Annotated in this window: 23 protein-coding genes and 2 pseudogenes; 13 read left to right on the forward strand and 12 right to left on the reverse strand. The window is 71.0% G+C overall.

Features of this window, described 5'->3' with window-relative positions:
- Positions 1-91: 91 nt before the first annotated feature.
- The 7 genes and pseudogenes from cseC to ACIBB8_RS05905 all read right to left on the reverse strand — a co-directional run bounded on the left by cseC (position 92) and on the right by ACIBB8_RS05905 (position 5,922).
- A complete protein-coding gene (gene cseC, locus ACIBB8_RS05875; protein ID WP_398949183.1) occupies positions 92-1,471 on the reverse strand; it encodes a two-component system sensor histidine kinase CseC in 1,380 nt (459 codons plus the stop codon).
- Positions 1,468-2,172, reverse strand: a complete 705-nt coding sequence (cseB, locus tag ACIBB8_RS05880; RefSeq protein WP_398949184.1) for a two-component system response regulator CseB — start codon at positions 2,170-2,172, stop codon at positions 1,468-1,470. The genes cseC and cseB overlap by 4 nt, the downstream gene beginning before the upstream one ends.
- A gap of 9 nt (positions 2,173-2,181) precedes the next feature.
- Entirely contained in the window at positions 2,182-2,931 is a 750-nt protein-coding gene (locus tag ACIBB8_RS05885) for a hypothetical protein (RefSeq protein ID WP_398949186.1), read from the reverse strand.
- Positions 2,919-3,569, reverse strand: coding sequence for a SigE family RNA polymerase sigma factor (locus ACIBB8_RS05890; protein WP_398949187.1), 651 nt, complete (start codon positions 3,567-3,569; stop codon positions 2,919-2,921). Before ACIBB8_RS05890 ends, ACIBB8_RS05885 begins: the two co-directional genes overlap by 13 nt.
- 775 nt (positions 3,570-4,344) lie before the next feature.
- Positions 4,345-5,247, reverse strand: a complete 903-nt coding sequence (locus tag ACIBB8_RS05895; RefSeq protein ID WP_398949188.1) for an A/G-specific adenine glycosylase — start codon at positions 5,245-5,247, stop codon at positions 4,345-4,347.
- Positions 5,244-5,726: pseudogene (locus ACIBB8_RS05900) on the reverse strand (phosphatase PAP2 family protein); the annotation flags it as partial. The pseudogene ACIBB8_RS05900 and the gene ACIBB8_RS05895, both read right to left, overlap by 4 nt.
- 40 nt (positions 5,727-5,766) lie before the next feature.
- A complete protein-coding gene (locus ACIBB8_RS05905; protein WP_398949189.1) occupies positions 5,767-5,922 on the reverse strand; it encodes a hypothetical protein in 156 nt (51 codons plus the stop codon).
- Positions 5,923-6,098: 176 nt separating this feature from the next.
- On the opposite strand from ACIBB8_RS05905, the gene ACIBB8_RS05910 reads away from it, so the two are divergent.
- The gene (locus tag ACIBB8_RS05910) at positions 6,099-6,893 is read left to right on the forward strand and encodes a hypothetical protein (protein WP_398949190.1); all 795 of its coding nucleotides are present in this window, start codon (positions 6,099-6,101) and stop codon (positions 6,891-6,893) included.
- A gap of 230 nt (positions 6,894-7,123) precedes the next feature.
- Here the strand turns inward: ACIBB8_RS05910 and disA are convergent, their stop codons facing one another.
- On the reverse strand, positions 7,124-8,248 hold the full coding sequence (gene disA / locus ACIBB8_RS05915) for a DNA integrity scanning diadenylate cyclase DisA (RefSeq protein WP_266984410.1): 1,125 nt from the start codon (positions 8,246-8,248) through the stop codon (positions 7,124-7,126).
- Between the two features lie 80 nt (positions 8,249-8,328).
- Positions 8,329-9,741 carry a DNA repair protein RadA gene (gene radA, locus ACIBB8_RS05920; protein ID WP_398949191.1) on the reverse strand — a complete coding sequence of 471 codons (1,413 nt, stop codon included), beginning with the start codon at positions 9,739-9,741 and terminating at the stop codon, positions 8,329-8,331.
- 195 nt (positions 9,742-9,936) lie between these two features.
- On the opposite strand from radA, the gene ACIBB8_RS05925 reads away from it, so the two are divergent.
- Positions 9,937-11,793: a hypothetical protein gene (locus ACIBB8_RS05925; protein WP_398949193.1), complete on the forward strand. Its 1,857-nt coding sequence runs from the start codon at positions 9,937-9,939 to the stop codon at positions 11,791-11,793.
- A 24-nt stretch (positions 11,794-11,817) separates the two neighbouring features.
- Here ACIBB8_RS05925 and ACIBB8_RS05930 read toward each other — a convergent pair whose 3' ends face one another.
- Entirely contained in the window at positions 11,818-12,699 is an 882-nt protein-coding gene (locus tag ACIBB8_RS05930) for a hypothetical protein (protein ID WP_398949194.1), read from the reverse strand.
- A gap of 40 nt (positions 12,700-12,739) precedes the next feature.
- Between ACIBB8_RS05930 and ACIBB8_RS05935 the strand changes: the two genes are divergently transcribed.
- The 4 genes from ACIBB8_RS05935 to ilvD all read left to right on the forward strand — a co-directional run bounded on the left by ACIBB8_RS05935 (position 12,740) and on the right by ilvD (position 17,392).
- Positions 12,740-13,690: a Ppx/GppA family phosphatase gene (locus ACIBB8_RS05935; RefSeq protein ID WP_398949195.1), complete on the forward strand. Its 951-nt coding sequence runs from the start codon at positions 12,740-12,742 to the stop codon at positions 13,688-13,690.
- 126 nt (positions 13,691-13,816) lie between these two features.
- A complete protein-coding gene (locus ACIBB8_RS05940) occupies positions 13,817-14,644 on the forward strand; it encodes a sugar phosphate isomerase/epimerase family protein (protein WP_398949196.1) in 828 nt (275 codons plus the stop codon).
- Entirely contained in the window at positions 14,641-15,303 is a 663-nt protein-coding gene (locus ACIBB8_RS05945) for a TetR family transcriptional regulator (RefSeq protein ID WP_398949197.1), read from the forward strand. The genes ACIBB8_RS05940 and ACIBB8_RS05945 overlap by 4 nt, the downstream gene beginning before the upstream one ends.
- A 238-nt stretch (positions 15,304-15,541) precedes the next feature.
- Positions 15,542-17,392 carry a dihydroxy-acid dehydratase gene (ilvD, locus tag ACIBB8_RS05950; RefSeq protein WP_398949198.1) on the forward strand — a complete coding sequence of 617 codons (1,851 nt, stop codon included), beginning with the start codon at positions 15,542-15,544 and terminating at the stop codon, positions 17,390-17,392.
- A gap of 48 nt (positions 17,393-17,440) precedes the next feature.
- Here the strand turns inward: ilvD and ACIBB8_RS05955 are convergent, their stop codons facing one another.
- Positions 17,441-19,666, reverse strand: coding sequence for a serine/threonine-protein kinase (locus ACIBB8_RS05955; protein WP_398949199.1), 2,226 nt, complete (start codon positions 19,664-19,666; stop codon positions 17,441-17,443).
- Between the two features lie 129 nt (positions 19,667-19,795).
- Between ACIBB8_RS05955 and ACIBB8_RS05960 the strand changes: the two genes are divergently transcribed.
- The 3 genes from ACIBB8_RS05960 (at position 19,796) to ACIBB8_RS05970 (ending at position 21,581) form a co-directional block, all read left to right on the forward strand.
- The gene (locus tag ACIBB8_RS05960; protein ID WP_398949200.1) at positions 19,796-20,113 is read left to right on the forward strand and encodes an SH3 domain-containing protein; all 318 of its coding nucleotides are present in this window, start codon (positions 19,796-19,798) and stop codon (positions 20,111-20,113) included.
- Between the two features lie 81 nt (positions 20,114-20,194).
- Positions 20,195-20,740: a hypothetical protein gene (locus ACIBB8_RS05965; protein ID WP_398949201.1), complete on the forward strand. Its 546-nt coding sequence runs from the start codon at positions 20,195-20,197 to the stop codon at positions 20,738-20,740.
- A gap of 79 nt (positions 20,741-20,819) precedes the next feature.
- A complete protein-coding gene (locus tag ACIBB8_RS05970; RefSeq protein WP_398949202.1) occupies positions 20,820-21,581 on the forward strand; it encodes a class I SAM-dependent methyltransferase in 762 nt (253 codons plus the stop codon).
- Here the strand turns inward: ACIBB8_RS05970 and ACIBB8_RS05975 are convergent.
- Entirely contained in the window at positions 21,565-21,771 is a 207-nt protein-coding gene (locus ACIBB8_RS05975; RefSeq protein ID WP_398949203.1) for a hypothetical protein, read from the reverse strand. The two genes, ACIBB8_RS05970 and ACIBB8_RS05975, sit on opposite strands and share 17 nt — an antisense overlap.
- Positions 21,772-21,793: 22 nt before the next feature.
- Between ACIBB8_RS05975 and ACIBB8_RS05980 the strand changes: the two genes are divergently transcribed.
- From ACIBB8_RS05980 to ACIBB8_RS05995, 4 genes and pseudogenes are all read left to right on the forward strand, one after another.
- Positions 21,794-22,561: an ABC transporter ATP-binding protein gene (locus ACIBB8_RS05980; protein WP_398949204.1), complete on the forward strand. Its 768-nt coding sequence runs from the start codon at positions 21,794-21,796 to the stop codon at positions 22,559-22,561.
- Positions 22,558-23,379, forward strand: a complete 822-nt coding sequence (locus ACIBB8_RS05985; protein ID WP_398949205.1) for an ABC transporter permease — start codon at positions 22,558-22,560, stop codon at positions 23,377-23,379. The genes ACIBB8_RS05980 and ACIBB8_RS05985 overlap by 4 nt, the downstream gene beginning before the upstream one ends.
- Positions 23,380-23,455: 76 nt before the next feature.
- Complete coding sequence (gene proC, locus ACIBB8_RS05990) at positions 23,456-24,265, forward strand: pyrroline-5-carboxylate reductase (RefSeq protein ID WP_398949206.1); 810 nt, start codon at positions 23,456-23,458, stop codon at positions 24,263-24,265.
- A 92-nt stretch (positions 24,266-24,357) separates the two neighbouring features.
- Positions 24,358-24,708 (forward strand): annotated as a pseudogene (locus ACIBB8_RS05995) (helix-turn-helix domain-containing protein); the annotation flags it as partial.
- Positions 24,709-25,164: the final 456 nt, after the last annotated feature.

Genomic DNA, 25,164 nt, shown 5'->3' on the forward strand with positions numbered 1-25,164 from the left:
CCGCGCGCCGCGCCCCCCCCCCCCCCCGCCCCGCCCGCCCCCCCCCCCCCCCCCCCCCCCCCCCGGGGCCCCTGGTCACTGCCCGGCCCGATCAGCTGCCGAACGGTGTGCCGTCCGACGGCGCGGCCGCCCGCGAGCTCTCGGGCATGCGCTGTTCGGCGAGGTGCACGATCGGGAAGCTGCCGGTGTTCGTCGGCGCGTGCTCCGGCAGCCACAGCACGGCGATCGCCCCGCCGGTCCCCTCGGCCGCGCCCTGCGGCGCCGCGTTGCGGAACGTCAGCCGGGCGCCGAGCACCCGGGCCTGACCGGCCGCGATCGTCAGCCCCAGGCCGTGCCCGCGCCCGGAGCGGTCGCTGCTTCCGGTACGGAACCGGCTCGGGCCCTCGCGCAGCAACGCCTCCGGGAAACCGGGCCCGTGATCGCGGATGCGCACCACCCGTCCCTCGACCGTGACCTCCACCGGAGTGGAGCCGTGCTTCGCGGCGTTCCCCAGCAGATTGCCGAGGATGCGCTCCAGCCGGCGCGGATCGGTGTTGACCCACGACTCGTGCACCACGTGGACCCGCACATCGGGGTCCAGCAGCGCGATCCGGCGGCTGACGAACTCGCCGAATGCGATCTCCTGCAGCTCGGCACGCTCCGAGGCACTGTCCAGCCTGGCCACCTCCAGCACGTCCTCGACGAGCGTGCGCATCGCCTGCGCCCTGTCCCGTACGAGCTCGGTGGGGCGGCCGGGCGGCAGCAGCTCGGCGGCGGTCAGCAGCCCGGTCACGGGGGTGCGCAGCTCGTGCGCGATGTCCGCGGTGACCCGGCGCTCCGCCTCGATCCGTTCGTTCAGCGCGTCCGTCAGGGCATCCACCGCGCGGGCCAGCTCGTCGGTCTCGTCCCGGATGACCCCCCCGATGGCATCCCTGACCCGTACCTCCGTTTGGCCCTGCGCGACCTTGCCGGCCGCGGCCGCCGCCTTGCGCAGCCTGCGTGACAGCTGCCCGCCGATCAGCACGCCCAACGCGCAGCCACCGAAGACCACCGAGACGGAGCCGATGATCAACGCCCGGTCGAGATCGCCCATGATCGTGGCGGAACGGTTCGCGAAGCGGGTGTGCAGGGACAGCACGTCGCCATTGGCCAGCGGCACGGCGGCCCACACATCGGGCACGCCGTTCCCGTACTCGTCGACATGCGTGGCGCGCCGGTTCTTGCGGATCTCCGCCCGCAGGCTTTGCGGCATCGTCGGGTCGTTGAGCTTGGCGCCGAACTTGGGGTCGGCCTTCTTCGTCTTCGTCGCCTCATACAGCAGCTGGGCGTATGTCAGCCGCTCCAGCTGGACCTCACGGGCGTTCTCCAGCATCGAGACGCGGGCGGCGTTGTGGACGACGAGGCTCAGTGTCACGGCGATGAGCGCGCCCACCGCGGCGATCGCGATACTGATCTTCCAGCGGACCCCCGTCCGCAGTGCCAGCCGCTTCATGGCTTGAGTTTGTAGCCGAAACCGCGGACCGTGTCGATCCGGTCCTGCCCGATCTTGGCGCGCAGCCGCTGCACATGGACATCCACGACCCGGGTGTCTCCTCCCCAGCCGTAGTCCCAGACCCGTTCGAGCAGTTTGTCGCGCGAGAGCACCGTGCCGGGCGCGGAGGAGAACTCCAGCAGCAGCCGCATCTCGGTCGGGGTCAGCGCCACGGGCACACCGCCCCTGCGTACCTCCATGCCCTCGGTGTCGACCTCCAGGTCGCCGAAGACCAGTACCCCGCCGACGGGCTTCGACTCCGCCTCCGCACCGCCCTGCTGTCCGCCCGACGCATGGCCGAAGCGGCGCAGCACAGCTCGGATCCTGGCGACCAGAACAGCGCCGTCGAACGGCTTGGTGACGTAGTCGTCGGCGCCGGCCTCCAGGCCGAGCACCACGTCGATCGAATCGGCGCGGGCGGACAGCATGATCACGGGCACGGTCGACTCGTCGCGAATACGACGGCACAGACTGACCCCGTCCAGGCCCGGCACCATCACGTCGAGCAGGGCGATGTCCGGCCGGTCGGCCCGGAACGCCTCCAGACCGGAGAGGCCGTCGGGCATCGCGGTGACCGCGAAACCATCACGCTCCAGCGCCAGCTGGGTGGCCTCGCGGATGACATCGTCGTCCTCGACGAACAGGACGTGGGTCTCGGCCATCGACTGCTCTCAGTTCTTGGGCGGTTCCGTGGGCTCCGGAAAATCCCCTTCTCCGTTGCCGACGGCTCTGTTGAAGTCGTTGTGCACCCGGTCGTGCTCGGCGAACCGGTTGCCGGTCCAGCGGTACGTGACCACTTCCTCGCCCGACGGGTAGGCGACCGCGTCCTTCTTCTCGTACACCTGCGTCGTCACGACCAGCTCGCCCCGGTCGATGGTGCCGTAGACCGCGGGCTGCTCGGTGGTGAAGATGTTCTTGTACGTTCCGTTGCTCTGCCGGCGGTACACGTAGGTGCCGACACCCACCGCGTCGCCGCAGGTCATCACGTTCACCACGACGTCCGGCGCGGAGCCGCCCGTCAGCCTGCCGTACGAGGAGTCGACCGGGTACTCGTGGCCTGTGCAGGGCTTCAGGTCCGTCCTGACCCGCTCGCTCACCCGGGAGTCCCGCTTGACCAGCTGGACGGGATCGACCCGCGGGGCGGGCTTCGCCGTGGACGGCGCGGTGGCCGAAGGCCTGACGTGGGCGGCCGGCTGGGAGCCTGCCGGGCCCTCGTCACGGGTGCCCGTACCACCGGTGGAACAGCTGACGGTGAGCAGCGCCAGAACAGCGAGCCCGACCAGTGCCGTACTGCTTGCAGCCCACCGGGTCCGCCGACGGCCACCACTGCGGGTCGCCCCGCTTCCGCCGGTCGCCGTGTCCCCGCCGGTGGTACCGCTTCTGCCGTCCCTGCGTTCACCGCTGCCTGTCAGGCCGCGCACCGCTCCCGCCCCCGTTCGTCATGACGCCGGTCCGCCTGTCCGCGGAGCTGCGCCCCTGCCCGCGCACGCTGCGCGGCTCCGGTGGCAGGAGCTCGGTCGCCCGCCGTGTGGCCCTGGGCCTCACGGATCCTGACTTCCCTGCTCATGGCCTCGCGGCTCTCCAGCTCCTGGCGCAGCCGAGCCAGCGCACGGTGCAGCGTGCTCTTCACCGTACCTGCCGACATACCGAGTGCCGCGGCCGTCTCCTCCGTGCTCATTTGCTCCCAGTGTCGCAGCACGACGACGCTGCGCTGCTTGGGAGCCAGCACACCGAGGACATCCATCAGGAGGGCACGGTCGGCGCGCTGCTCGGTGCCGTCCTCGATGCTGGCGTCGGGCAGCTGCTCGGTGGGCACTTCCTCCAGCTTGCGGGCCCGCCACCACTCCGTACGGGTGTTGATCATGACGCGGCGCAGGTAGGCGTCGGCCAGGGACTTGTCGGCGATGCCGTCCCAGCGGCCGAAGGTACGGGCCAGGGCGGTCTGCAGCAGGTCCTGAGCATCCACCGGGTCGGGGACCAGGCGGCGCGCACTGCGCAGCAGTGCGTCCTGCCGGGTGCGTACGTACTCTTCGAATTCGAGCACCTCGCCCTGCGCCATTCCAACCGCCTCCGTCCCCGTCGATCCCCGTTTGTCCTCTGCCGGCCACTGGTGCGTGGCTGACGGTCGGAGACGTTACGGAGCGGTTGTCACGGCGTTGTGCGGAGCAGCCATACGCCGACGCACGGCTGTCCATCGGTTGTGTAACAGCGGAGGGGGGAAGGCCTTCCTGCTCTGCTCCCAGGGGGGTGTCCGGCGGATCAGGGCCGTGCAAGGCGTCGCGGCCCTGATCCGCCGGTCACGGCACTGGTGCCCCTCCCGGCAGGCTTTACCCCGTCGCACCGTCCGGCATGCCTGCTCGCCGCGTCGGCCGGAAGTCCTGGCAGCTCCTTCCCCAAGCTCTCAGCTCCGTTCGAGCAGGGAACCCAACCCAGGACGTCCGGCCGCCTTGCGATCGCACGCACTGGGCGAGGTTCCTCATGGGCGAAACCCGCCCTAGGGCGTGTTCGAAAGTCCCGCCTGCCTGGCGACGCCTGGCACGCACGCTCGCTGCGTTGTCGGGCTCGCCCCGATACGACCGGTATCGGGGCGGCCCTCCGCCTTGCGATCGCACGCACCAGACGCCGCCAGGCCCGCCCTGCAGGCGGACGCCGCTCCTTTCGAAACACGCCCCAGGAGGGTGCTGAAGGTCTTGGCCGGATCAGCGAGCGGCGTCTGGTGCGTGCAGCTGCAAGGCGCCGAAGCGGCCTCATAGCGGAGCTATCAGGCCGCTTTGGCAACGCCGCAGATGTGCGTGCAAGGCGTCGGGAGCCCGGCCAAGATCTTCAGTGACCTCCTAGCTCTGCGGAAGTCGGTACTGGCCGCCCTGGAGCGGCTCGACCAGGCCGTCGGCGACCAGGCCGTCCAGCGCCCGTGCCCGTTGCACCGGCTCGTCCCACACGGTGTCCAGTGCCGCCTGCGACACCGGGGTCACCGCCTCACGCAGAACGGCGAGCAACCGTCCGCGCACCTGCCGGTCCGTACCGGCGTAGGTCTGGCCGCGGCGCGGAGGTCCCTCGTGCGCGGGTTTCCCGGCCAGCCGCCAGGCGCACTGCGTCGCGATCGGGCATTGCGTGCAGTCCTCGTTCTTGGCGGTGCAGACGAGCGCGCCGAGTTCCATCGTGGCTGCCGCCCAGCGGGCCGCGCGTTCGTCCTCGTCGGGGAGGAGCGCGCGGGCGAGTTTCCGCTCGGCGGCGGTGGTCGCGTTCGGCGGGTACTGAATGCCGGTCGCGGCCCGGGCGAACACCCGGCGGACGTTCGTATCGAGCACGGGATGCCGCTGCCCGTACGCGAACGAGGCCACGGCCGCCGCTGTGTACTCACCGATCCCGGGCAGTGCGAGCAGCTGGCTGTGCTCGCTCGGTACGTCGCCGCCGTGCCGTTCCGTTATTGCCTGCGCGGCACCGTGCAACCGCAGCGCACGCCGCGGGTAGCCGAGCCGGCCCCACGCGCGGACCGCTTCACCGGGCGGCTCGGCGGCCAGGTCGGCGGGGCGCGGCCAGCGGGCCAGCCACTGTTCGTACACCGGGATGACCCGGTTGACGGGGGTCTGCTGCAGCATGAACTCGCTCACCATCACACCCCAGGCACCCGCCTCGGGGCGGCGCCAGGGCAGATCGCGGGCGTGCTGGTCGAACCACCCGATCACGGGAGCGTGGAGGGATGTGGGGGGCGTCTGTGTCGCAGTCATGGCAGTCATCGCACGTCGATCCTGACATGGAAGGGCAGACGATGGTCATGGTCACGGTGGTGTCGCCCCGCTTGAGGGCCCTTGGGGTGATAGAGCCACCCGTCTGCCCCCACGATGAGATCCGGTCGGAGCCTTCGCCCGGACTGCCACCCGGGCTTCCGCCCAGGCCCCGGTCCGATCAGCGGCCTGTGCCGGGTGGCCCGGGCCTGGCCACCCGTCCCCGGGCCGGATATCCAGACCGCGAGGGATGCCCGGCTGTCCCGTACTGTCCGGGCGAGCGAGCGCGTCGGACGGGACAGCGGGACGGTCACCAGCGCCGCCACGGATCCGCCCACCGGCAGCCCCGCCGCGACATCGTGCGGACAGTGCACCCCGGCAAAGACCCGGGGGAGCACCGTCAGCAGTGCCATCGGCACGGTGAACCAGGCCGTGCGCGGCCGGGCGCACGCCAGTGCGACTGCTGCGGCGCCGGCTACGGCCGCGTGATGGCCCGGGAACGACCAGTCGCCCGTCGACGGGCAGCGGGCGTCAACGAGGCTGCCGCGCCGACGCGACGAACAGGACGCCGAAGGCCAGCAGCCCCCGTTCCGTCCATATTTCGGCGAGATGCCGCACCCGTGACGGCGCGCCGTGCGCGAAGTCGGTGATGTCCCTGTACGCGGCCTCAGCGGTCGGACTCCTCATGTGACTGACCGTAGGCAAAGGTGCACGGTCGTCACATTGCGCGATCGTCAGGGGCCGCACCTGACGAGAGTTGGGGTCGAAATCCAGCCACCCCATGATGATGATCCGCAAAACTTGTGGGCTGGAGCGGCGGGTGGGGGCGGGAGTTGGCGCGGATCTCTCGTACAGTTTGCGCCGTGGGATCTCTGCGTAATCCGATCGGGCCGCTTCCCTCCACCATTTACTGGCGACGGAGGGCTGTAGCGGCGACGCTGATTGCGCTGCTCGCGCTGCTGATCGTATGGGCCGTCACCTCCGGCGGGAGCAAGGGGAACAAGGACGACTCCCGGCCCAACGGGTCCGGTCCCGCACACTCCATCGGTCCTGGACCTGCCAGTTCCGGGCCGGCCATCAGCCAACAGCCGCGCGGACGCGACGAGTCGGGCACCACCGACGGCAGCGGCGGTACCGACGCGGGCTCCGAGGACACCACGGGCGGGACGGTCGACGGCAGCAACGGCGACCCCGGCACCGGATCGGAATCCGGCGGCGGAACCGAGGGCCGGCAGGTCCCGGCCGGCTCCTCGATCCCCGACTGCACCGCTTCCGCACTGCAGTTGACCCTGCGCACCGGGCTCAGGTACGGCCCCGGCGAGAAGCCGAAGTTCCAGTTGATCGCCAAGAACACCTCGTCCACCGACTGCAAGGCCGACTTCGGACCGAAGAGCGCGGTGCTCACCATCACCGAGGCCGGTGGCGATGACGCCGAGGTGTGGTCCTCCAAGGACTGCCCGCGCGACGCGGGCAGTGTGCTGCTGGAGGTCCCGGCGGGCGCGACCATCGTTCACACCGTGGAGTGGGACCGGCGGAAGAGCGCTCCGCAGTGCGCGACGCCACCCGCGGGATCCGTGGGTCCGGGTACGTACCTCGTCGAGGCGAAGGCCTCCGGCGAGCCCCTGCAGCGCGCATCGTTCGTCCTCGCGAAGGACTGACGCGAAAGGCCCATGTGCGAAGTGCCGGTGTACGAAGGGCCAGTTCGAGAAGCGCGAATCCGCGAGAAGCCGGCGCGCACGGCCGACGGGAAAGACCGGCTCGCGCAGTACCGGCCCGCCAATGACCGGCCCGCGAAGTGCCTGTGCTGAGCAGGACGTGAACACGGTCCCACACGCACGTCGGGGCCCGGTCGACCGACCGGGCCCCGGGCCGACGTGAGACCCGCCCCCTACACGTACCGCTCAAGAATCGACGACTCGGCCAGCCGCGAGAGCCCCTCGCGCACGCTCCGCGCCCGTGCCTCGCCGACCCCGTCCACCGTCTGAAGATCGTCCACGCTCGCAGCGAGCAGCTTCTGCAGTCCTCCGAAGTGCTCCACGAGCCGGTCGATGATCGCCCCAGGCAGTCGCGGCACCTTCGCCAGCAGCCGGAAGCCGCGCGGCGAGACCGCCGAGTCCAGGGTCTCGGGCGAGCCGCTGTATCCCAGGGCCCGTGCCACGACGGGCAGTTCGAGCAACTCGGTGTGAGAGAGCGCGTCCAGCTCGGTCAGCGCCTCCGCGACCGTACGGGACCGCTTCGCGGTCGGCTCCGGCACATAGTCGCGCACGACCAGTTCGCGCTCCGGCTCGACGCCCGCGATCAACTCGTCGAGCTGGAGCGAGAGAAGCCGGCCGTCGGTGCCCAGTTCCACCACGTACTCGGCGATCTCGGTCGCGATCCGGCGCACCATCTCCAGCCGCTGTGCGACGGCCGTCACATCGCGGACCGTCACCAGGTCCTCGATCTCCAGCGCGGAGAGCGTGCCCGCCACCTCGTCGAGCCGGAGCTTGTACCGCTCCAGGGTGGCGAGGGCCTGATTGGCGCGCGACAGGATTGCGGCGGACTCCTCCAGGACCCGACGCTCCCCGTCCACGTACAGCGCGATCAGACGCATCGACTGCGAGACCGAGACGACAGGGAAGTTGCACTGCTTGGAGACCCGGTCCGCCGTGCGGTGGCGGGTGCCGGTCTCCTCGGTGGGGATGGAGGCGTCCGGGACCAGCTGCACGCCGGCCCGGAGAATCTTGCTCATGTCCTTGTCGAGGATCAGCGCCCCGTCGAGCTTGGCCAGCTCGCGCAGTCGCGTCGCGGTGAACTCGACATCCAGCACGAAGCCGCCGGTGCACATGGACTCGACGGTCTTGTCCATGCCCAGCACGATCAGCCCGCCGGTGTTGCCACGGAGAATGCGCTCCAGGCCGTCCCGCAAGGCCGTTCCGGGTGCGACGGCGCTCAGCGAGGCGCGCATCAGCGCCTCGTTACCGGTGCCTTGGCCGGACTTTCCGGGCGATGCTGCCCGGTCGTTGGCTGCCACTGCACTCCTCCGGTTACAGGTTTGCGGTGCCCTTACGTCCCTCATACCGTTCGTACGGACGGGCGAGACCAGGGCAAAGTCTACCGGCGCGCGTTGTCCTCCCGTGGGGCCTCCGTACGAGACCGGCGCGGGAGTACTCTCAGCGCATCGCCCATGTTGGCGACTTCCGTGACCTTCATACCGGCCGGGACCTTCCCCGGGTCGGTCGGAACCAGTGCGTGGGTGAAGCCCAGCCGGTGTGCCTCGGCCAGTCTGCGCTGCACCCCGGTCACGCGTCTGACCTCGCCCGCGAGGCCCACTTCGCCGATCGCCACCAGGTTTTTGGGCAGTGGTGTGTCGCTTGCCGCACTGGCCAGCGCCAGTGCGACCGCGAGGTCGGCGGCGGGCTCGGAGAGCTTCACACCGCCGACCGTCGCGCTGTAGATGTCCCGCTTTCCGAGCGCGCTGATCCGGCCGCGCTGCTCCAGAACGGCCAGCATCATCGAGACCCGGGACGTCTCGAGCCCGGAGGTGGTGCGCCGGGGCGACGGGATCTGCGAATCCACCGTCAGTGCCTGCACTTCGGCGACGAGCGGACGACGTCCCTCCAGGGTGACTGTGAGACAGGTGCCGGGTACGGGTTCGTCGCGCCGGGTGAGGAAGAGCCCGGACGGGTCGGCGAGGCCGGTGATGCCCTCGTCGTGCAGCTCGAAACAGCCGACCTCGTCCGTCGCGCCGTACCGGTTCTTCACGCCTCGGACCAGCCGGAGCCGCGCATGACGGTCGCCCTCGAAGGACAGCACCACGTCGACGAGATGCTCCAGCAGCCGCGGTCCGGCGATCGCGCCGTCCTTGGTGACGTGGCCGACCAGCAGCGTGGACATGCCGCGATCCTTGGAGGCGCGGATGAGCGCTCCGGCGACTTCCCGGACCTGCGCCATACCGCCGGGCGCACCGTCGATCTCGGGCGAGGCGACGGTCTGTACGGAGTCGAGGATGAGCAGGGACGGCTTGACCGCGTCCAGATGGCCGAGGACCGCGGAGAGGTCGGTCTCGGCCGCGAGGTAGAGGTGGTCGTTGATCGCGCGGATTCGGTCGGCACGGAGCCGCACCTGGCTCGCGGACTCCTCCGCGGTGACATAGAGGGTGCGGTGCTCGTCACTGGCTGCCTTGGCTGCCACGTCCAGCAGGAGCGTCGACTTGCCCACGCCCGGCTCGCCCGCGACCAGCACCACAGCGCCGGGGACCAGCCCGCCGCCGAGCACCCGGTCCAGCTCGTCGACACCGGTCGACCGGGCGGCGGCCTGCCGGCTGTCGACCTGGCCGATAGGGAGAGCGGCCGTGCTCACGCGGCCGGCCGCCGTCGTCCGTACGGCAGGGGCACCGCCGAATTCCTCGACCGTCCCCCAGGCCTGGCATTCGGGGCAGCGGCCGAGCCACTTGGCGGTGGTCCAGCCGCATTCGGTGCAGCGATAGGACGGCCGGTCCTTCGCGGATTTCGTACGGGCAGCCATGGCGCCACCGTATAGGTGAGGACTGACAACACCGCCCGGCGCCGGTGCGCGGGCGGTCGCGGTGGCAGGGAACGGAGAGGAGGCTCCGGCGGAATCAGGGGTTCCTGTCCCATTTTGAGCGATACGTTCACCCGTAAGGGTTAATAGTGGGCAAGAGATGCCAAGAACGTGCCTTGCCCTGCCTACGGTCGCCGGGTGACGAGCAGCAGGCTGGAGACCTCCGCATCCACCACCGGCGCACACCGGACGCAGTGCCGTGCACCCCACTCGTCGCCGCGGAGACCGCCCGCCCGTTACGAGCCGCATCTCGACGGCCTGTTCACCTACTGCCTCTCCGTGCTCTGCGACCACGACGGCGCCGTCGAGGCGCTCGGGACGGTGCTCGCCCTCGCGGAGCGGCAGAACGGGCGGTGCCCCGCGGGTGAGGAGGAACGTAAAACCTGGCTGTACGCGCTGGCCAGGTGGACCTGCCTGCGCACGCTCGCCGAGCAGAAACGGGGTCGTCAGGCGCATCGCCAGCAGCCGGGGAGGCAGTCGGGCGGGAAGTCCCCCAGGGGGGTGCGTCCGGAAAACCGTGCGCTCCCGGCCGTCACCCCACCCCCGGCCACCAGCGGGGCGGGCCTTACGACCGCCGTCGCTCCGCCCCCCGATTCCGCCCCGGCCGCCGAAGCGCACCGCCGAGAACTCGCGCAGCTCGCCTGGCCCGAAGCGGCCGGCACCACCCCCGAACAACGCGAAGCGCTCGAACTGGCCGTACGCCACCGCCTCGCCCCGAGCGCCGTGGCCGCCGTCCTCGGCCTCGAACCCGCGACCGCCCACGAGATCCTCGCCGCCGCGGCCTGCGAGGTGGAACGCACCCGCGCCGCCCTCGCCGTCGTCGAGACCGGCAACTGTCCCACCGTCGCCCGCCTCACCGGCGACCACCGGGTCCTGCTTTCCGCCGCCCTGCGCCGCGAACTCGTCCGTCACGTCGACGACTGCCCCCGCTGCCGTCGCGCCGCCGAACGGGCGGGCGCCGAGGGCCCCTGGCCGGGCGGTGCCGTGACCCCTGCGGCCGCGCTGCCGATCGTGGAGGCACCACGGCCGTCCGCATACGTCGCGATGATCCATGCCCAGAGGAATCGGTCCGGCAGTCCGCGCTTCGACCGGGCGGGCTTCCCGATGGACCCCAAGGACCACGCCGCGCGCCGGGACCGGCTCCGGGCGAGGGTCGTGACGACGACGGTGGTGGCGACGGTTGTCGCCGCCCCCATGATCGCCCTGTGGTCGGCCTATCGGGGGGCGCCGCTGACCGGCGAGGGGCACGACGGAGCGCCGGTCACCGCAGCCGGGACGGATGACCGGCGCGGTCTCGACGGCGACCCGCACGACCGCTACGAGAACGCGGGCAACGCCAGCCCCGAGCCCGGCGCCCGCTTCAAGGACGGCAGCCGTGCACCGGATGTCTCCGCCGAGGTCATCAGCTCGGCGACGGGACGGCGCGGCCCCGCCAGGATCCGGGTCATGGCCCGTTCCTCCGGTGGCGCGACGCTGATCACGCTGAGCGCCTCGGGCGGGGCGCCCGTGGCCTGGTCGGCGCGGGCGGATGCGCCCTGGCTCCGCCTCAGCAGGTCCTCCGGCACCCTTGCCGCAGGTGAGAGCGTCACGATCCGCGTCCTCGTCGACCACACGAGGGAACCCGCGGGTGCCTGGGCTGCCCGTATCGGCCTCGCCCCATCGGGCTCGGCGGTGGCGATCAGCGGGTACGGAGCGACGTCGTCCGGCGGCCCGTCCGCCCCGCCGCCGTCCCCATCCGGTCCCACGGCCCCGTCGCCCGATCCGACGGAGCCCACGCCCTCGCCGACGGACCCGTCACCGACCGCCCCGTCGCCCGATCCGACGGAGCCCACACCCTCGCCGACGGACCCGTCACCGACCGCCCCGTCGCCCGATCCGACGGAGCCCACACCCTCGCCGACGGACCCGACTCAGTCCCCGTCACCGGACCCGTCGAACTCGTCCAGCCCGTCCGGCCCCGGAACAAGCCCGTCCGACCCGGCGCCGACGGGCTGAAAGCCGGCTTCGGCCCGTCGGCCCTCAGCCCAGCGGGCCACCGGGCCCCTGCGTCTTGGCAGGTCCTACCGGATCCGCCGGATGCGGCGCCATCGGCAGCAGCGAGGACAACCGCTCCTCGCACAGCTCGACCAGCCGCTCGTACGCCTCCTTGCCCATCAGCTCGGTGAGCTCGGGCCGGTACGAGACGTAGACCGGCTCCCCGGCCCCGTGCGCCGAGGTCGCCGACGTGCACCACCAGTGCAGGTCGTGACCGCCCGGACCCCAGCCCCGGCGGTCGTACTCGCCGATCGAGACCTGGAGCACACGCGTGTCGTCGGGGCGGTCGATCCATTCGTACGTCCGCCGGATCGGCAGCTGCCAGCACACGTCCGGCTTGGTCTCCAGGGGCTCCTTGCCCTCGCGCAGCGCCAGGATGTGCAGCGAGCACCCGGCTCCGGCCGCGAATCCGGGCCGGTTCTGGAAGATGCAGGACCCTTTCCAGCGGCGCGTCTGGCGTTCGCCGTCGTCGTCGACCTCGACCCAGCCCGTCTCCGTACCGACGTCGTGGAACTGCCACAGCTCCGGCGTCAGCCGGGAGACGTGGTCCGCCACCCGCTTCTCGTCGTCCTCGTCGGAGAAGTGCGCACCCAGCGTGCAGCATCCGTCGTCCGCGCGGCCCGCCTGGATGCCCTGGCAGCCACTGCCGAAGATGCAGGTCCACCTGGAGGTCAGCCAGGTCAGGTCGCAGCGGAAGATCTGCTCGTCGTCCGCGGGGTCGGGGAACTCGACCCAGGCGCGTGCGAAGTCGATCCCCTTCTCGTCTTCGGACCGGTCAGGCCCGGTCTTTTCCGGCTGCTGCATCTCCTGCTTCGTTCTCTGCTTCTTCGTGACTTTGCCCGGCTTCGCCTTTTTCGTCTTTGCCACGGGCCAAGGGTAAGTCCGCAGGAGCAGTAGCGTTCCGCGTATGAGACTCGGAGTCCTCGACGTGGGGTCGAACACGGTTCATCTGCTGGTGGTGGACGCGCATCCAGGCGCCCGCCCGCTGCCCGCGCATTCGCACAAGGCGGAGCTGCGCCTGGCCGAACTTCTCGATGCGGACGGAGCGATCGGCCCCCAGGGCGTGGACCGGCTCGTGTCGACGATCGCCGGTGCGCTGCAGGCCGCCGAGGACAAGGGCTGCGAGGACGTGCTGCCGTTCGCCACGTCCGCGGTGCGGGAAGCGAGCAACGCCGACCGTGTGCTGACCCGGGTACGGGAGGAGACGGGCGTCGATCTCGCCGTCCTCAGCGGCGAGGAGGAGGCCCGGCTCACCTTCCTCGCGGCCCGCCGCTGGTTCGGCTGGTCGGCGGGGAAGCTGCTGGTCCTCGACATCGGCGGCGGCTCGCTGGAGATCGCGTACGGCATCGACGAGGAGCCCGACGCCGCCGTGTCGCTGCCGCTCGGGGCCGGGCGCCTCACCGCCGGCTGGCTGCTGCACGACCCGCCGGACCCGACGGAGGTGAAGGTGCTGCGCCGCCATGTGCGGGCCAGCATCGCCCGTACGGTCGGCGAGTTCAGCCGCTTCGGCCGCCCCGACCACGTCGTGGCGACCTCCAAGACGTTCAGGCAGCTCGCCAGGATCGCAGGCGCCGCGCGCTCCGCCGAGGGTCTCTACGTGCAGCGGGTCCTCACCCGGAAGGCCCTGGAGGAGTGGGTGCCCAAGCTGGCGGCCATGACAGCCGAGCAGCGCGGCCGGCTGTCCGGTGTCTCCGAGGGGCGGGCCGCGCAGCTGCTCGCCGGGGCGATGGTCGCCGAGGGGGCGATGGATCTTTTCGGTGTGGAGGAGCTGGAGATCTGCCCGTGGGCGCTGCGCGAGGGAGTGATCCTGCGCCGCCTGGACCACCTCCCGACGGCGGCGTCCACCGCCCTGAACTGACCGCGCGATCCGCCCGAGGACCGGGGCGACGGGGGAGCGCGGAACGCCGGGAGCGGAGTCATGGCCCTTCTCACTTTCCGCTCTGACGCCTCGGTGGCGCGCGCACCTGACCCGTACGCTGTCTGCGTGGCAGAACCAGTGGTGCGCATCCCGGATGCGAAGGTCGCCCTGTCGACGGCTTCCGTCTATCCGGAGTCGACGGCGACGGCCTTCGAGATTGCCGCACGTCTGGGCTACGACGGCGTCGAGCTCATGGTCTGGACCGATCCCGTCAGCCAGGACATCGAGGCGCTGCGACGCCTCTCGGACTACCACCAGGTGCCGATCCTCGCCGTTCACGCGCCCTGTCTGCTGATCACCCAGCGGGTCTGGTCCACCGATCCATGGGTGAAGCTTCAGCGGGCCCGGGCGGCCGCGGAGAAGCTCGGGGCGACGACCGTCGTCGTCCATCCGCCGTTCCGCTGGCAGCGCCAGTACGCGCGCGACTTCATCACCGGCATCTGGCGGATGGCGGACGAGACGGATGTGCGCTTCGCCGTCGAGAACATGTACCCGTGGCGGTACCGGGACCGCGAGATGCTCGCGTACGCCCCCGACTGGGACGTCACCAACAACGACTACCGCCACTTCACCGTGGACCTCTCGCACACCGCGACCGCCCGCACCGACGGCATGGCCATGGTCGACCGGATGGGCGACCGGCTCGCCCACATCCACCTCGCCGACGGCAAGGGCTCCAACAAGGACGAGCACCTGGTGCCCGGCCGCGGTGACCAGCCCTGCGCGGAACTGCTGGAGCGCCTGGCGCGTACGGGCTTCGACGGCCATGTCGTCATCGAGGTCAACACCCGCCGCGCCATGTCCGCAGCCGAGCGTGAAGCCGACCTGGCGGAAGCGCTCGCCTTCACCCGGCTCCACCTGGCGTCCTCATCGGCGCAGGTCCCGCGCTCATGACCCCCGGCAGGACGGGCGGGAACACCGGCGGGGAGGGCACGGCGCACACACCCCCCGAGCGCCCGAAGCGCCGAGGCCGCCCCGCCCGTACGACGGCAGACACCGGCCCCGGCGCCCGCGAACGCATCCTGGAAGCGGCCCGTACCGAATTCGCCGAACGCGGCTACGACAAGACGTCGATCCGGGGCATCGCCAGGGCAGCAGGCGTCGACGCCGCACTCGTCCACCACTACTTCGGCACGAAGGACGAGGTCTTCGCGGCGGCGATCGAGGTCTCCTTCGAACCTGCCCTGGTGATCCCGTCCGTCCTGGGTATGGGCACGGACGGCCTGGGGGAGCGGCTGGCCCGCTACTTCATCGGCGTGTGGGAGAACCCGGCGTCCAGAGCCCCCCTGCTGGCGATCATGCGCTCCGCCCTGACGCACGAAGGGGCGGCGAAGGTCCTGCGTGGCTTCGTCCTGCGACGGCTGCTGGAGCGGATCGCGGAGGCACTGGACGTACCGGACGCGACGTTCCGTGCGGAACTGGCCGCGTCGCACATGCTCGGGATCGTGATGCTGCGGTACGTGATCCAGGCGGAGCCGCTGGCTTCGGCGGACCCCGAGAAGATCATCGCCATGGTCGCACCGACGCTCCAGCGTTACTTGACGGAGACCTGACCGCCCCGGGTGACCTTTCGGTCCGTCCGGCGTTCGAGAACCGGGGTCCCCGGTGGAGCCCCGGTTCCAGGACGGGGGCCGGCAGGGGGAACGGACCCCGCGCGGCGACCTCCGCCCATCGAGCCGCACCTCGGCCACCCACTGAGCACCCCGTCCCGCATTCCGGACATGGTGTCCAGATCCTGGAGTCGAGGCGTAGGCTCGAAGGCAGTCTTTTCTGTCGAAGGAGCGAGAGACGATGCCCCAGCTGAGGTCGCGCACTGTCACCCACGGCCGCAACATGGCGGGCGCTCGCGCCCTTATGCGGGCCTCGGGCGTAGCCGGCGAGGACATCGGTAAGCCGATCATCGCGGTCGCCAACTCGTTCACCGAGTTCGTCCCCGGCCACACCCACCTCGCCCCCGTGGGCAGGATCGTCTCCGACGCCGTCAGGGCCGCGGGCGCCGTCCCCCGTGAGTTCAACACGATTGCCGTCGACGACGGCATCGCGATGGGCCACGCCGGGATGCTCTACAGCCTCCCGTCCCGCGACCTGATCGCCGACTCCGTCGAGTACATGGTCGAGGCGCACTGCGCGGACGCGCTGATCTGCATCTCCAACTGCGACAAGATCACCCCAGGCATGCTGATGGCCGCGATGCGCCTCAACATCCCGACGGTCTTCGTCTCCGGCGGCCCGATGGAGGCCGGCCAGGCCACCCTCGTCGACGGCACGGTCCGCAAGCTCGACCTGATCAACGCGATCAGTGACGCCGTCAACGAGAACGTCTCGGACGAGGACATCCTCCGTATCGAGGAGAACGCCTGCCCCACCTGCGGCAGCTGTTCCGGCATGTTCACCGCCAACTCGATGAACTGTCTGACCGAGGCCCTCGGTCTCTCCCTCCCCGGCAATGGCTCCGTCCTCGCCACGCACACCGCCCGCAAGGCGCTGTACGAGGGGGCCGGCCGCACCGTCGTCGAGATCACCAAGCGCTACTACGAGCAGGGCGACGCGACGGTCCTGCCGCGCTCCATCGGCACCCGCGCCGCGTTCGACAACGCCATGGCGCTGGACATCGCCATGGGCGGCTCCACCAACACGATCCTGCACCTGCTCGCCGCCGCGCAGGAGGCCGAGCTGGACTACGACCTCGACGACGTCGACGAGGTCTCGCGCCGCGTCCCCTGCCTGTCGAAGGTTGCCCCCAATGTGGCCCCCGGGGGCACGTACTACATGGAGGACGTCCACCGGGCCGGCGGCATCCCCGCCATCCTCGGTGAGCTGCACCGCGGCGGCCTGCTCAACGAGGACGTGCACTCGGTGCACTCCGCCACCCTCGGCGAGTGGCTGAAGAACTGGGACGTCCGCGGCGGCTCCCCGTCCCCCGAGGCCGTCGAGCTGTGGCACGCGGCCCCCGGATGTGTGCGTTCCGCGACGGCCTTCTCGCAGTCCGAGCGCTGGGACACCCTCGACCTGGACGCGGCGGGCGGCTGCATCCGCGACCTGGAGCACGCGTACTCCAAGGACGGCGGCCTCGCGGTCCTGAAGGGGAACCTCGCCGAGGACGGCTGCGTCGTGAAGACGGCGGGCGTCGACGAGTCGATCTGGACCTTCGAGGGCCCGGCGGTCGTCTGCGAGTCGCAGGACGAGGCCGTCGACAAGATCCTTCGCAAGGAGATCAAGGAGGGCGACGTCGTCGTCATCCGTTACGAGGGTCCGCGCGGCGGCCCCGGCATGCAGGAGATGCTCTACCCCACCTCCTTCCTGAAGGGCCGTGGCCTCGGCAAGAGCTGTGCGCTCGTCACCGACGGCCGCTTCTCCGGCGGCACGTCGGGCCTGTCGATCGGCCACGCATCGCCGGAGGCGGCGTCGGGCGGCACGATCGCACTGGTCGAGGACGGCGACCGGATCCGGATCGACATCCCGAACCGCTCGATCGAGCTCCTCGTCCCCGAAGCCGAGCTGACCACCCGCCGTGAGGCGCTGAACGGCGTGTACGCGCCGAAGAACCGCGAGCGCAAGGTCTCGGCGGCGCTGCGGGCGTACGCGGCGATGGCGACGAGCGCGGACCGCGGCGCGGTGCGGGACGTGTCCAAGCTCGGCTGAACCAAGGCTGGCCGAGGCACCCGCGAACGCCGTCACCGGACCCCGCTCTCACCAGTGGGCGGGGTCCTGTCCGTCGACGGCGAACACGGACCCGTCGGGCGCGGTACCGAAGACGGTCCGGCCGGCGGCGACAGGCGCGGGCAGCGCCGATGCGTACGTGAGCTTCCCGTCCCGGAGCCGGGGGCCCGTCTGGCCCAGCAGCGTTCCGTGCTCGGTGTCCACGGCGAGCAGCCGCCCGTCCGCCGCCGAGAAGTACAGCCGGTTCCCAGTGGCGAGAACGGGCGCCGACGTCCGCCCGGCAGCGGTCTCCAGCTGCCAGCGGACAGCCCCGTCGCCCGCCCGGCGGGTGTCGACGGCGACCAGGGTCCCGCCGTGCGCCAGCAGATACGCGGTGTCCCCGCCGACCACGACCTCCGGTTCGTTCATCCGGAACGGCAGCGCCAACCGTGCGACGCGCCCCCGTTCCGGGTCGTAGCGGACGAGTCCGACGGTCTGGGCGTCCCCGTTCATGGAGGTCAGGACGAGCGCACCGTCCGAGGTCCCCACCGGGGTGAGCATTCCGTCCAGCCGCCGCTGCCACGCCGCGTGCCCCGTTGCCGCATCGACGGCCGTGACCAGCGTGGTGGACCCGTAGGCCGAGTGCTCGAATGCGTAGGCCAGCCCCGATTTTTCGTCGTACAGCGCGTAGTCCGGCCGCTGGTGCCCGGTGAGCGGATGCCGCCAGAGGGACACGCCGGTTGCGGAGTCGAGCGCTTCGGTCGTGCCGTCCTCACTGACCAGCAGCAGCGTGTCACCCGTGGCGAAGGGGGCGCCGAGGTACGGGGAGAGATCCGCGTCCCAGACCTGTTCGCCCTTGGCGGGGTCGTACGCCCGGAGCTTCCCGCCCGGCACCGCCGTATGCACCAGACCGCCGGAGACCGACACCACGCCGACCGACGGGGTGTCCCCGGCGGGGCCGTGACGGGACCACAGCACCCGGCCGTCCGCGGGATCCAGCCGGGCGGCGCCGATACCGTCCGCCGCGCAGTACAGCGCGGCGGACGGGCCGGACGCCTCTTCGTCGGCACCACCGGCCGAGGAACAGACCGGCGTGGAGCTGCCCGAGGTCGGCAGCGGCGTCCGCCACGGCGCGAACGGCGCTGCCGAGCCCTTCGTGCCGCCTGACCCACCCGACTCACCGGAGCCTTCCGACTCACCCGAGCCACCTGAGTCGCCCGCCACCCCGGCAGCCCACACCCCACCGGCACCCATGACGAGCAGCGCCGCAACGGCTGCCAGCCACCGCCGCTTGCCGCCACCGCTCGTGGCCGCCTTCCCGCCCCGCGTCGCCGCGCCCGCGCCTACATGCGTGTCCGCGTCCGCCCCGGTCGCGATCTCCGGCCCCGACACCGCCGGGGCTTTGACAGCCCGCGGCCGCCGTTGCGACGGTATGAACGCCGCTGCGTCGTACGAAGGAGGGCGCAGCGCCGCCATGATGTCGTCCGGAGTGGGCCGCTCCGCAGGGTCCTTCGCCAGGCACTGGCCGATCAGCGGTGCCAGATCGGTCGGCACCCCTACCAGATCGGCCTCGTCGTGCACCACTTGGTAGGCCACGATGTACGGGCTGTCGGAGTCGAAGGGCCCCCGGCCGGTCGCCGCATGGACGAGCACGGCCCCCAGGGCGAACACGTCCGCGGCGGGACCGACTTCACGCGGCCGCTGGAACTGCTCAGGCGCCATGTACGGCGGTGAGCCGATCAGCTTGCCCGTCTCGGTGCGCAGATCGCTGTCGTACGGCCGGGAGATCCCGAAGTCGATGACCTTGGGCCCGGAGTCGGAGAGCAGCACATTGCTCGGCTTGAGGTCGCGGTGGATCACTCCGGCCCGATGGATGTCGCGCAGCGCCTCGGCAAGTCCCGCTGTCAGCCTGCGTAGTTCGGCGGGGGCCATCGGCCCGTTCCGCTTCACCTGGTCGGAGAGTGTGGGGCCGGGCACGTACAGAGTGGCCATCCACGGCCGTGCGGCGTCTGGATCGGCATCGACGACCGGTGCTGTGAAGGCCCCGCTGACCCGCCTCGCCGCCCCGACCTCCTGCCGGAAGCGTGCCCTGAACTCAGGGTCTGCCGAATAGTGCTGGTGCACCACCTTGACGGCGAGCTGCAGCCCCGAGGTGGAGCGCGCCAGGTGTACGACGCCCATGCCGCCCGCGCCGAGACATGCCTCAAGGCGGTAGTGACCGGCGTACTCCGGACGCTCCGCTTCCGGATTGGCTCCGGTACCTCGCAGCGGCGGCATCGCCCACCCCCGTGTGTTCGTCCGCAAGCGCGACGCACGGAGCCTAGTCGATGGTGCGTGCGAAACGGGCGGAGCTTGTAACCTGCGCGTCGTACACACCGTCTCTCAACGGGGGAGGGCCTCACGGCTATGGAAGAGCACATCGACATCACCACCGACGCGGCCGAGGACGTGGCCGCGCTCGCCGGCACCGACGACGTCACCAGGTATCCCATCGCACCGGGCTACCGGGTCAACGTCCGCACGGGACCGGGCACCCAGTACGGCATCGTCAGGACGCTTCCGTACGGAATGAAGGTTCCGGTCTACTGCCAGAAGCCGGGGGAGTGGGTCACCGGCCCGTACGGCACCTCGAACCTCTGGGACAACATCGCCAATGGCCAGTTCGTGGCGGACGCCTACGTCCACACGGGCAGCGACGGCTACATCGCCCCGCGCTGCGACTGACCGGGACCGTGACGGGACGGCGGTCGGGACTGTGACGGGGACGACGCTCGGGACTGCGACCGCCTGGGGATAATCGGGCTCGTGAGCGAGAACAGCGAAGCCCCCGGCCCCGGCCCCGGCACCACGCCCGGCAGCACTGCGCCCGGCCCGCAGCCCGAGCCCCTGCTCTTCTTCGGTACGACCTGGGTCGACCACGACGGGGGCTACGGGCTGCGACGCGTCGGGGCGGCGGTGGGCTCCCTCGCGGCCGCGGTCGCCGCCTGCTTCGTACTCCGCTTCGCCTTCCAGGGAGTGGAGATCGCCGAGGTCGGCAACCTCGTCGGCATCCTGGTCGTCCTGATGTTCGCCATCTGCAGCGCCATCGCCTTCCGCAAGACGTGGGAAGGCTTCAGCCGCCGCCCGGCCGACCCGGCCCACGAGGCCAATCTGCGCGGCCTCAAGACCATCGGCTTCGTCGGCTCACTGATCGCGTACTTCCTCCGTACGTTCAAGGAGGCGCCGGGCGAGCAACTGCGCCGCACGGAGTACGAGACGGCCCTGGCCCGCTACGCGAAGCGCCGCTCGGCCCGCACCGGAAACCCGGCCGCCCGCAAGACCACCAAGGGAAAGCGGCCCAAGCGCACGTAGGGCGGCCCCACGGGAGCAGGGCCCCACGAGCGCGGGTCAAGTGCCGCGCGTACCGGCGCAGGGCCCCACGCGGGCCAGGATGGCCCCGTCTTCCCTCCGGCTCCGATTTCCGGGCACGCACCTCCTCACCCACCTCCCCGGCCCCACCCCGCGCCCTCTCCTTCGACCGCGCAGTTGCCCAGTACGCCGCGGCTATCCGCCCGCCCTTCGACACCTCGAGAAACTGGCCGGCCGCCCCCTGCGGGGCGCCCGCACCATCGACGTCGGCGCCGGCAAGGGCATCTCCACCCGGCTTCTCCACGACCGGGGCGCACGGGTCACCGCAGTCGAACCGGGCGCATGCATGGCGGAAGAACTGCACCAGGCACTCCCGTACGTGCCGACCACGCGCGGCGACGGCAACCAACTCCCCATCGCCACTGCATCGGCCGGCCTGATCACGTATGCCCGGCCCTGGCACTGGACCGACCGGAACCGTGCCACCCCCGAGGCCCTGCGCCCCGGCGGCGCACTCGCCCTCTGGCGGAATGTCTCCGACCACTGCGTCCCCTGGATCGCCGAGCAGGACGCCCGCCTCCGCCGTTTCATCGGTGCCGACGAGGGCGCCCACGGCTCACCCGTCCGCTCCCGCCATCTGCCGTCCGAGCTCAGCTTCGTACACCGCACGGTGCCCTGGACCCGACGGATGTCTCTCGACACCCACCTCGCCAACCTCGGCAGCCACTCCGCCTCCTCGTCCTCGGTGAGGAACCCACGCACCGATTCCTCAACGAGGAGCGCGGCCGGCTGGCGGAGTGCTTCCCGGACGGCACGGTCGAGGAGAGTTACGTGGCCGACCTGAGCGTGGCGATCCGCCCGGGCTCGACCCCAACTCCCTCCCCACCGCGCTCCTGATCCGCACGCCGAAGGGCCTCGCGCGCCTTCCGCTCCGCGGCCCAGCCCTCCAGGACCGCGGCATATGCGTGGGCGGTGTGGTGCAGCCCGCGGAGGTCCAGCACGACGGCCCGGTCATGCTCTTGACGGACAGACATCGCCAGGATCAAAATTCATCGCATGATGAATTCTTCGGGCGCCGCCATCGAGGCCCGCGGCCTCACGGTCGTACGAGGCAACCGCACCGTCCTGCGCGGCCTCGACTTCACCGTCGAACCCGGCAGGATCACCGGCCTCCTCGGCCCCTCGGGCTGCGGCAAATCCACCCTGATGCGAGCCGTCGTCGGCACCCAGGCCAAGGTCACCGGCACCCTCGATGTCCTCGGCAACCCCGCGGGCCACCCCACCCTCCGCCCGCGCATCGGGTACGTCACCCAGGCCCCGTCCGTCTACACCGACCTGACCGTCCGGCAGAACCTCGACTACTTCGCGGCGATCCTCCAGCCGGGCCGCCGCCACCGGGACGCCCGCCGCGCCGCAGTCGCCCGCACCCTCACCGATGTCGACCTGACCAGCCACGCGGACGCTCTCGCCGGCACTCTCTCCGGCGGCCAGCTGACCCGTGTCTCCCTCGCGGTGGCCCTGCTCGGCACTCCCGAACTCCTCGTCCTCGACGAACCCACCGTGGGCCTCGATCCGGTGCTCCGCCGCGGCCTGTGGAGCCTCTTCCACACCCTCGCCGCCGACCACGGCACCACGCTCCTCGTCTCCTCCCACGTCATGGACGAGGCCGAGCGCTGCCACCGCCTGCTCCTCATGCGCGGGGGCGAGATCCTCGCCGACGGCACCCCCGAGGAACTGCGCACGCACGCCCGGACCGCCACCGTCGAAGAAGCCTTCCTCCACCTGGTCGACGAGGCTGCCACATCTCAGGAGAACGCCCGATGAGCACGACCAACACGCCGCAGCAGGCCCCCGCCACCCCGCAGGCCCCCACCGGCGGTCGTGCCCGGCCCGAACCCCAGGCCCTCAGCCCCGCCCGCACGCTCGCCACCGCCGCCCGCGTCCTGCGCCAGCTGACCCATGACCCCCGCACCGTCGCGCTGCTGCTCCTCATCCCGGTCGTGATGATCACGCTGCTCCGGTACGTCTTCGACGGCAGCCCGCAGACCTTCGATGCCATCGGCGCCTCGCTCCTCGGCATCTTCCCGCTGATCACGATGTTCCTGGTGACCTCGATCGCCACCCTCCGCGAACGCACGTCAGGCACTCTGGAACGCCTTCTCGCCATGCCGCTCGGCAAGGGCGACCTGATCGCCGGCTACGCCCTCGCCTTCGGCGCCGTCGCGATCCTCCAGTCCCTCCTGGCCTCCGCGCTGTCGGTCTGGGTGCTCGGGCTCGGCGTGGCCGGCTCCCCCTGGCTGCTGCTCCTCGTCGCCCTGCTCGACGCCCTGCTCGGCACGGCCCTCGGCCTCTTCGTCTCCGCCTTCGCCGCGTCCGAATTCCAGGCCGTCCAGTTCATGCCTGCCGTGATCTTCCCGCAGCTCCTGCTCTGCGGACTGTTCATCGCACGCGACCGGATGGCACCCGCCCTCGAAGCGATCTCGAACGTCCTGCCCATGTCGTACGCGGTCGACGGCATGAACGAAGTCCTCGACCACACCGAGGTCACCGGCAACTTCGTCCGCGACGTCCTGATCGTCTCGGGCTGCGCCCTCCTCGTCCTCGCCCTCGGCGCAGCCACCCTCCGCCGCCGCACCACCTGACGTGCCGGTGCGAGGATGGCGGCGACGACGCACCACCAGAACCGCGTACCACCGCACCGTCCGGAGGGTGAACCGCATGACCCAGACAGTCGCAGTCCTCGGCACCGGCAAGATCGGCGAGGCTCTGCTCAGCGGCATGATCCGGGCGGGCTGGCGCCCTGCCGACCTGCTGGTCACCGCCCGCCGCTCCGAGCGTGCCGAGGAACTCCGTACCCGTTACGGCGTCGAGTCCGTCACCAACGCCGAAGCCGCCAAGCGCGCCGACACCCTCATCCTCGCGGTCAAGCCCCAGGACATGGGCCGTCTCCTCGACGAACTCACCTCCCATCTCACGGCCGACCGGCTGGTCATCAGCGCCGCCGCCGGTATCACGACCGCCTTCATCGAGGACCGCCTCGCCGCGAAGACTCCGGTCGTACGGGTCATGCCGAACACCCCCGTCCTCGTCGACGAGGGCATGTCCGTCATCTCGGCGGGCAGCCACGCCACCGCCGAACATCTCGCCACCGCCGAGGCGATCTTCGGCGGTGTGGGCAAGACCCTCCGCGTCCCCGAGTCCCAGCAGGACGCCGCGACCGCGCTGTCCGGATCGGGACCCGCGTACTTCTACTTCCTCGTCGAGGCGATGACCGACGCGGGCATCCTGCTCGGCCTGCCTCGCGCCCAGGCCCACGACCTGATCGTGCAGGCCGCCATCGGCGCGGCGGTGATGCTCCGGGACAGCGGCGAACACCCGGTCAAGCTCCGCGAAGCCGTTACCAGCCCGGCCGGCACCACCATCAGTGCCATCCGGGAGCTGGAGAACCACGGCGTACGCGCGGCCCTGATCGCCGCCCTCGAAGCAGCCCGCGACCGCAGTCGTGAGCTGGCCTCGGGCAACGGCTGACCCGCACTTCCCGGCGGCAGCCACCAGCTCCGCACTGGTCGCGATCTTCGCGAACCCACCGCTGTGCAGCGACACAGCGGTGGCCGCGCCAGCTCACCGACCTCCTCCGCACCCACCACCCTCAGGTGACGGTCGTCCCGGACGCCCTCTTCCTCCAGGACGACAACGTCTCCCCCCGCTCCTTCGCCCGTCACTTCCAGGCGCCCACGGGCACCACGCCGCTGCGCTGGCTGATCACCCAACGCGTCGCCGCAGCCCAGAAGCTTCTGGAGCGGTCCGACCCCCCGCTCCCCGAGGTGGCCCGCCGTACGGGATTCGGCAGCGAGATCACCATGCGCCAGCACTTCGCGACCCACCTGGCCACCAGCCCCTGGGACTACCGCCTGGCCTTCCGCCACACTCCAGGTCAGCCGGAGGTTGACACGGGCCGCCCGCAACCGTAATATTCTCCGAGTTGTCCGACGTGAGCGCCGACCCCGGTCGGTCCCCGGACAGCCATTCCGCAGGAACCACATCGAGCAAGCGACATCTGTCGCCCAGCTTTCTGTGCGCATTTGCGAAATGAGGAATCCGCGTTCGAAGGAACGCGACCCCGATTAGCGTCGGGGCCCAGGATTCCGCTAAAGTCTCACTCGTCGGAACGGCCCAACAGCCGGGAAGGCAAACCCCGCTGACTGGGAATCAGGCCCGAAAGGATCTGATAGAGTCGGACTCGCCGGAAAGGGAAACGCGAAAGCGAAGAACTGGAAAGCGCAGTAACAAATCTTCTGCTTCGCAGAGGGCCCGCTTCGACCGGGAATCGGACACGAAAGAGTCTGATAGAGTCGGAAACGCAAGACCGAAGGGAAAGCCCGGAGGAAAGCCCGAGAGGGTGAGTACAAAGGAAGCGTCCGTTCCTT

This window comes from Streptomyces sp. NPDC051286 (assembly GCF_044455345.1).
In the GTDB taxonomy this organism is placed as follows: domain Bacteria; phylum Actinomycetota; class Actinomycetes; order Streptomycetales; family Streptomycetaceae; genus Streptomyces.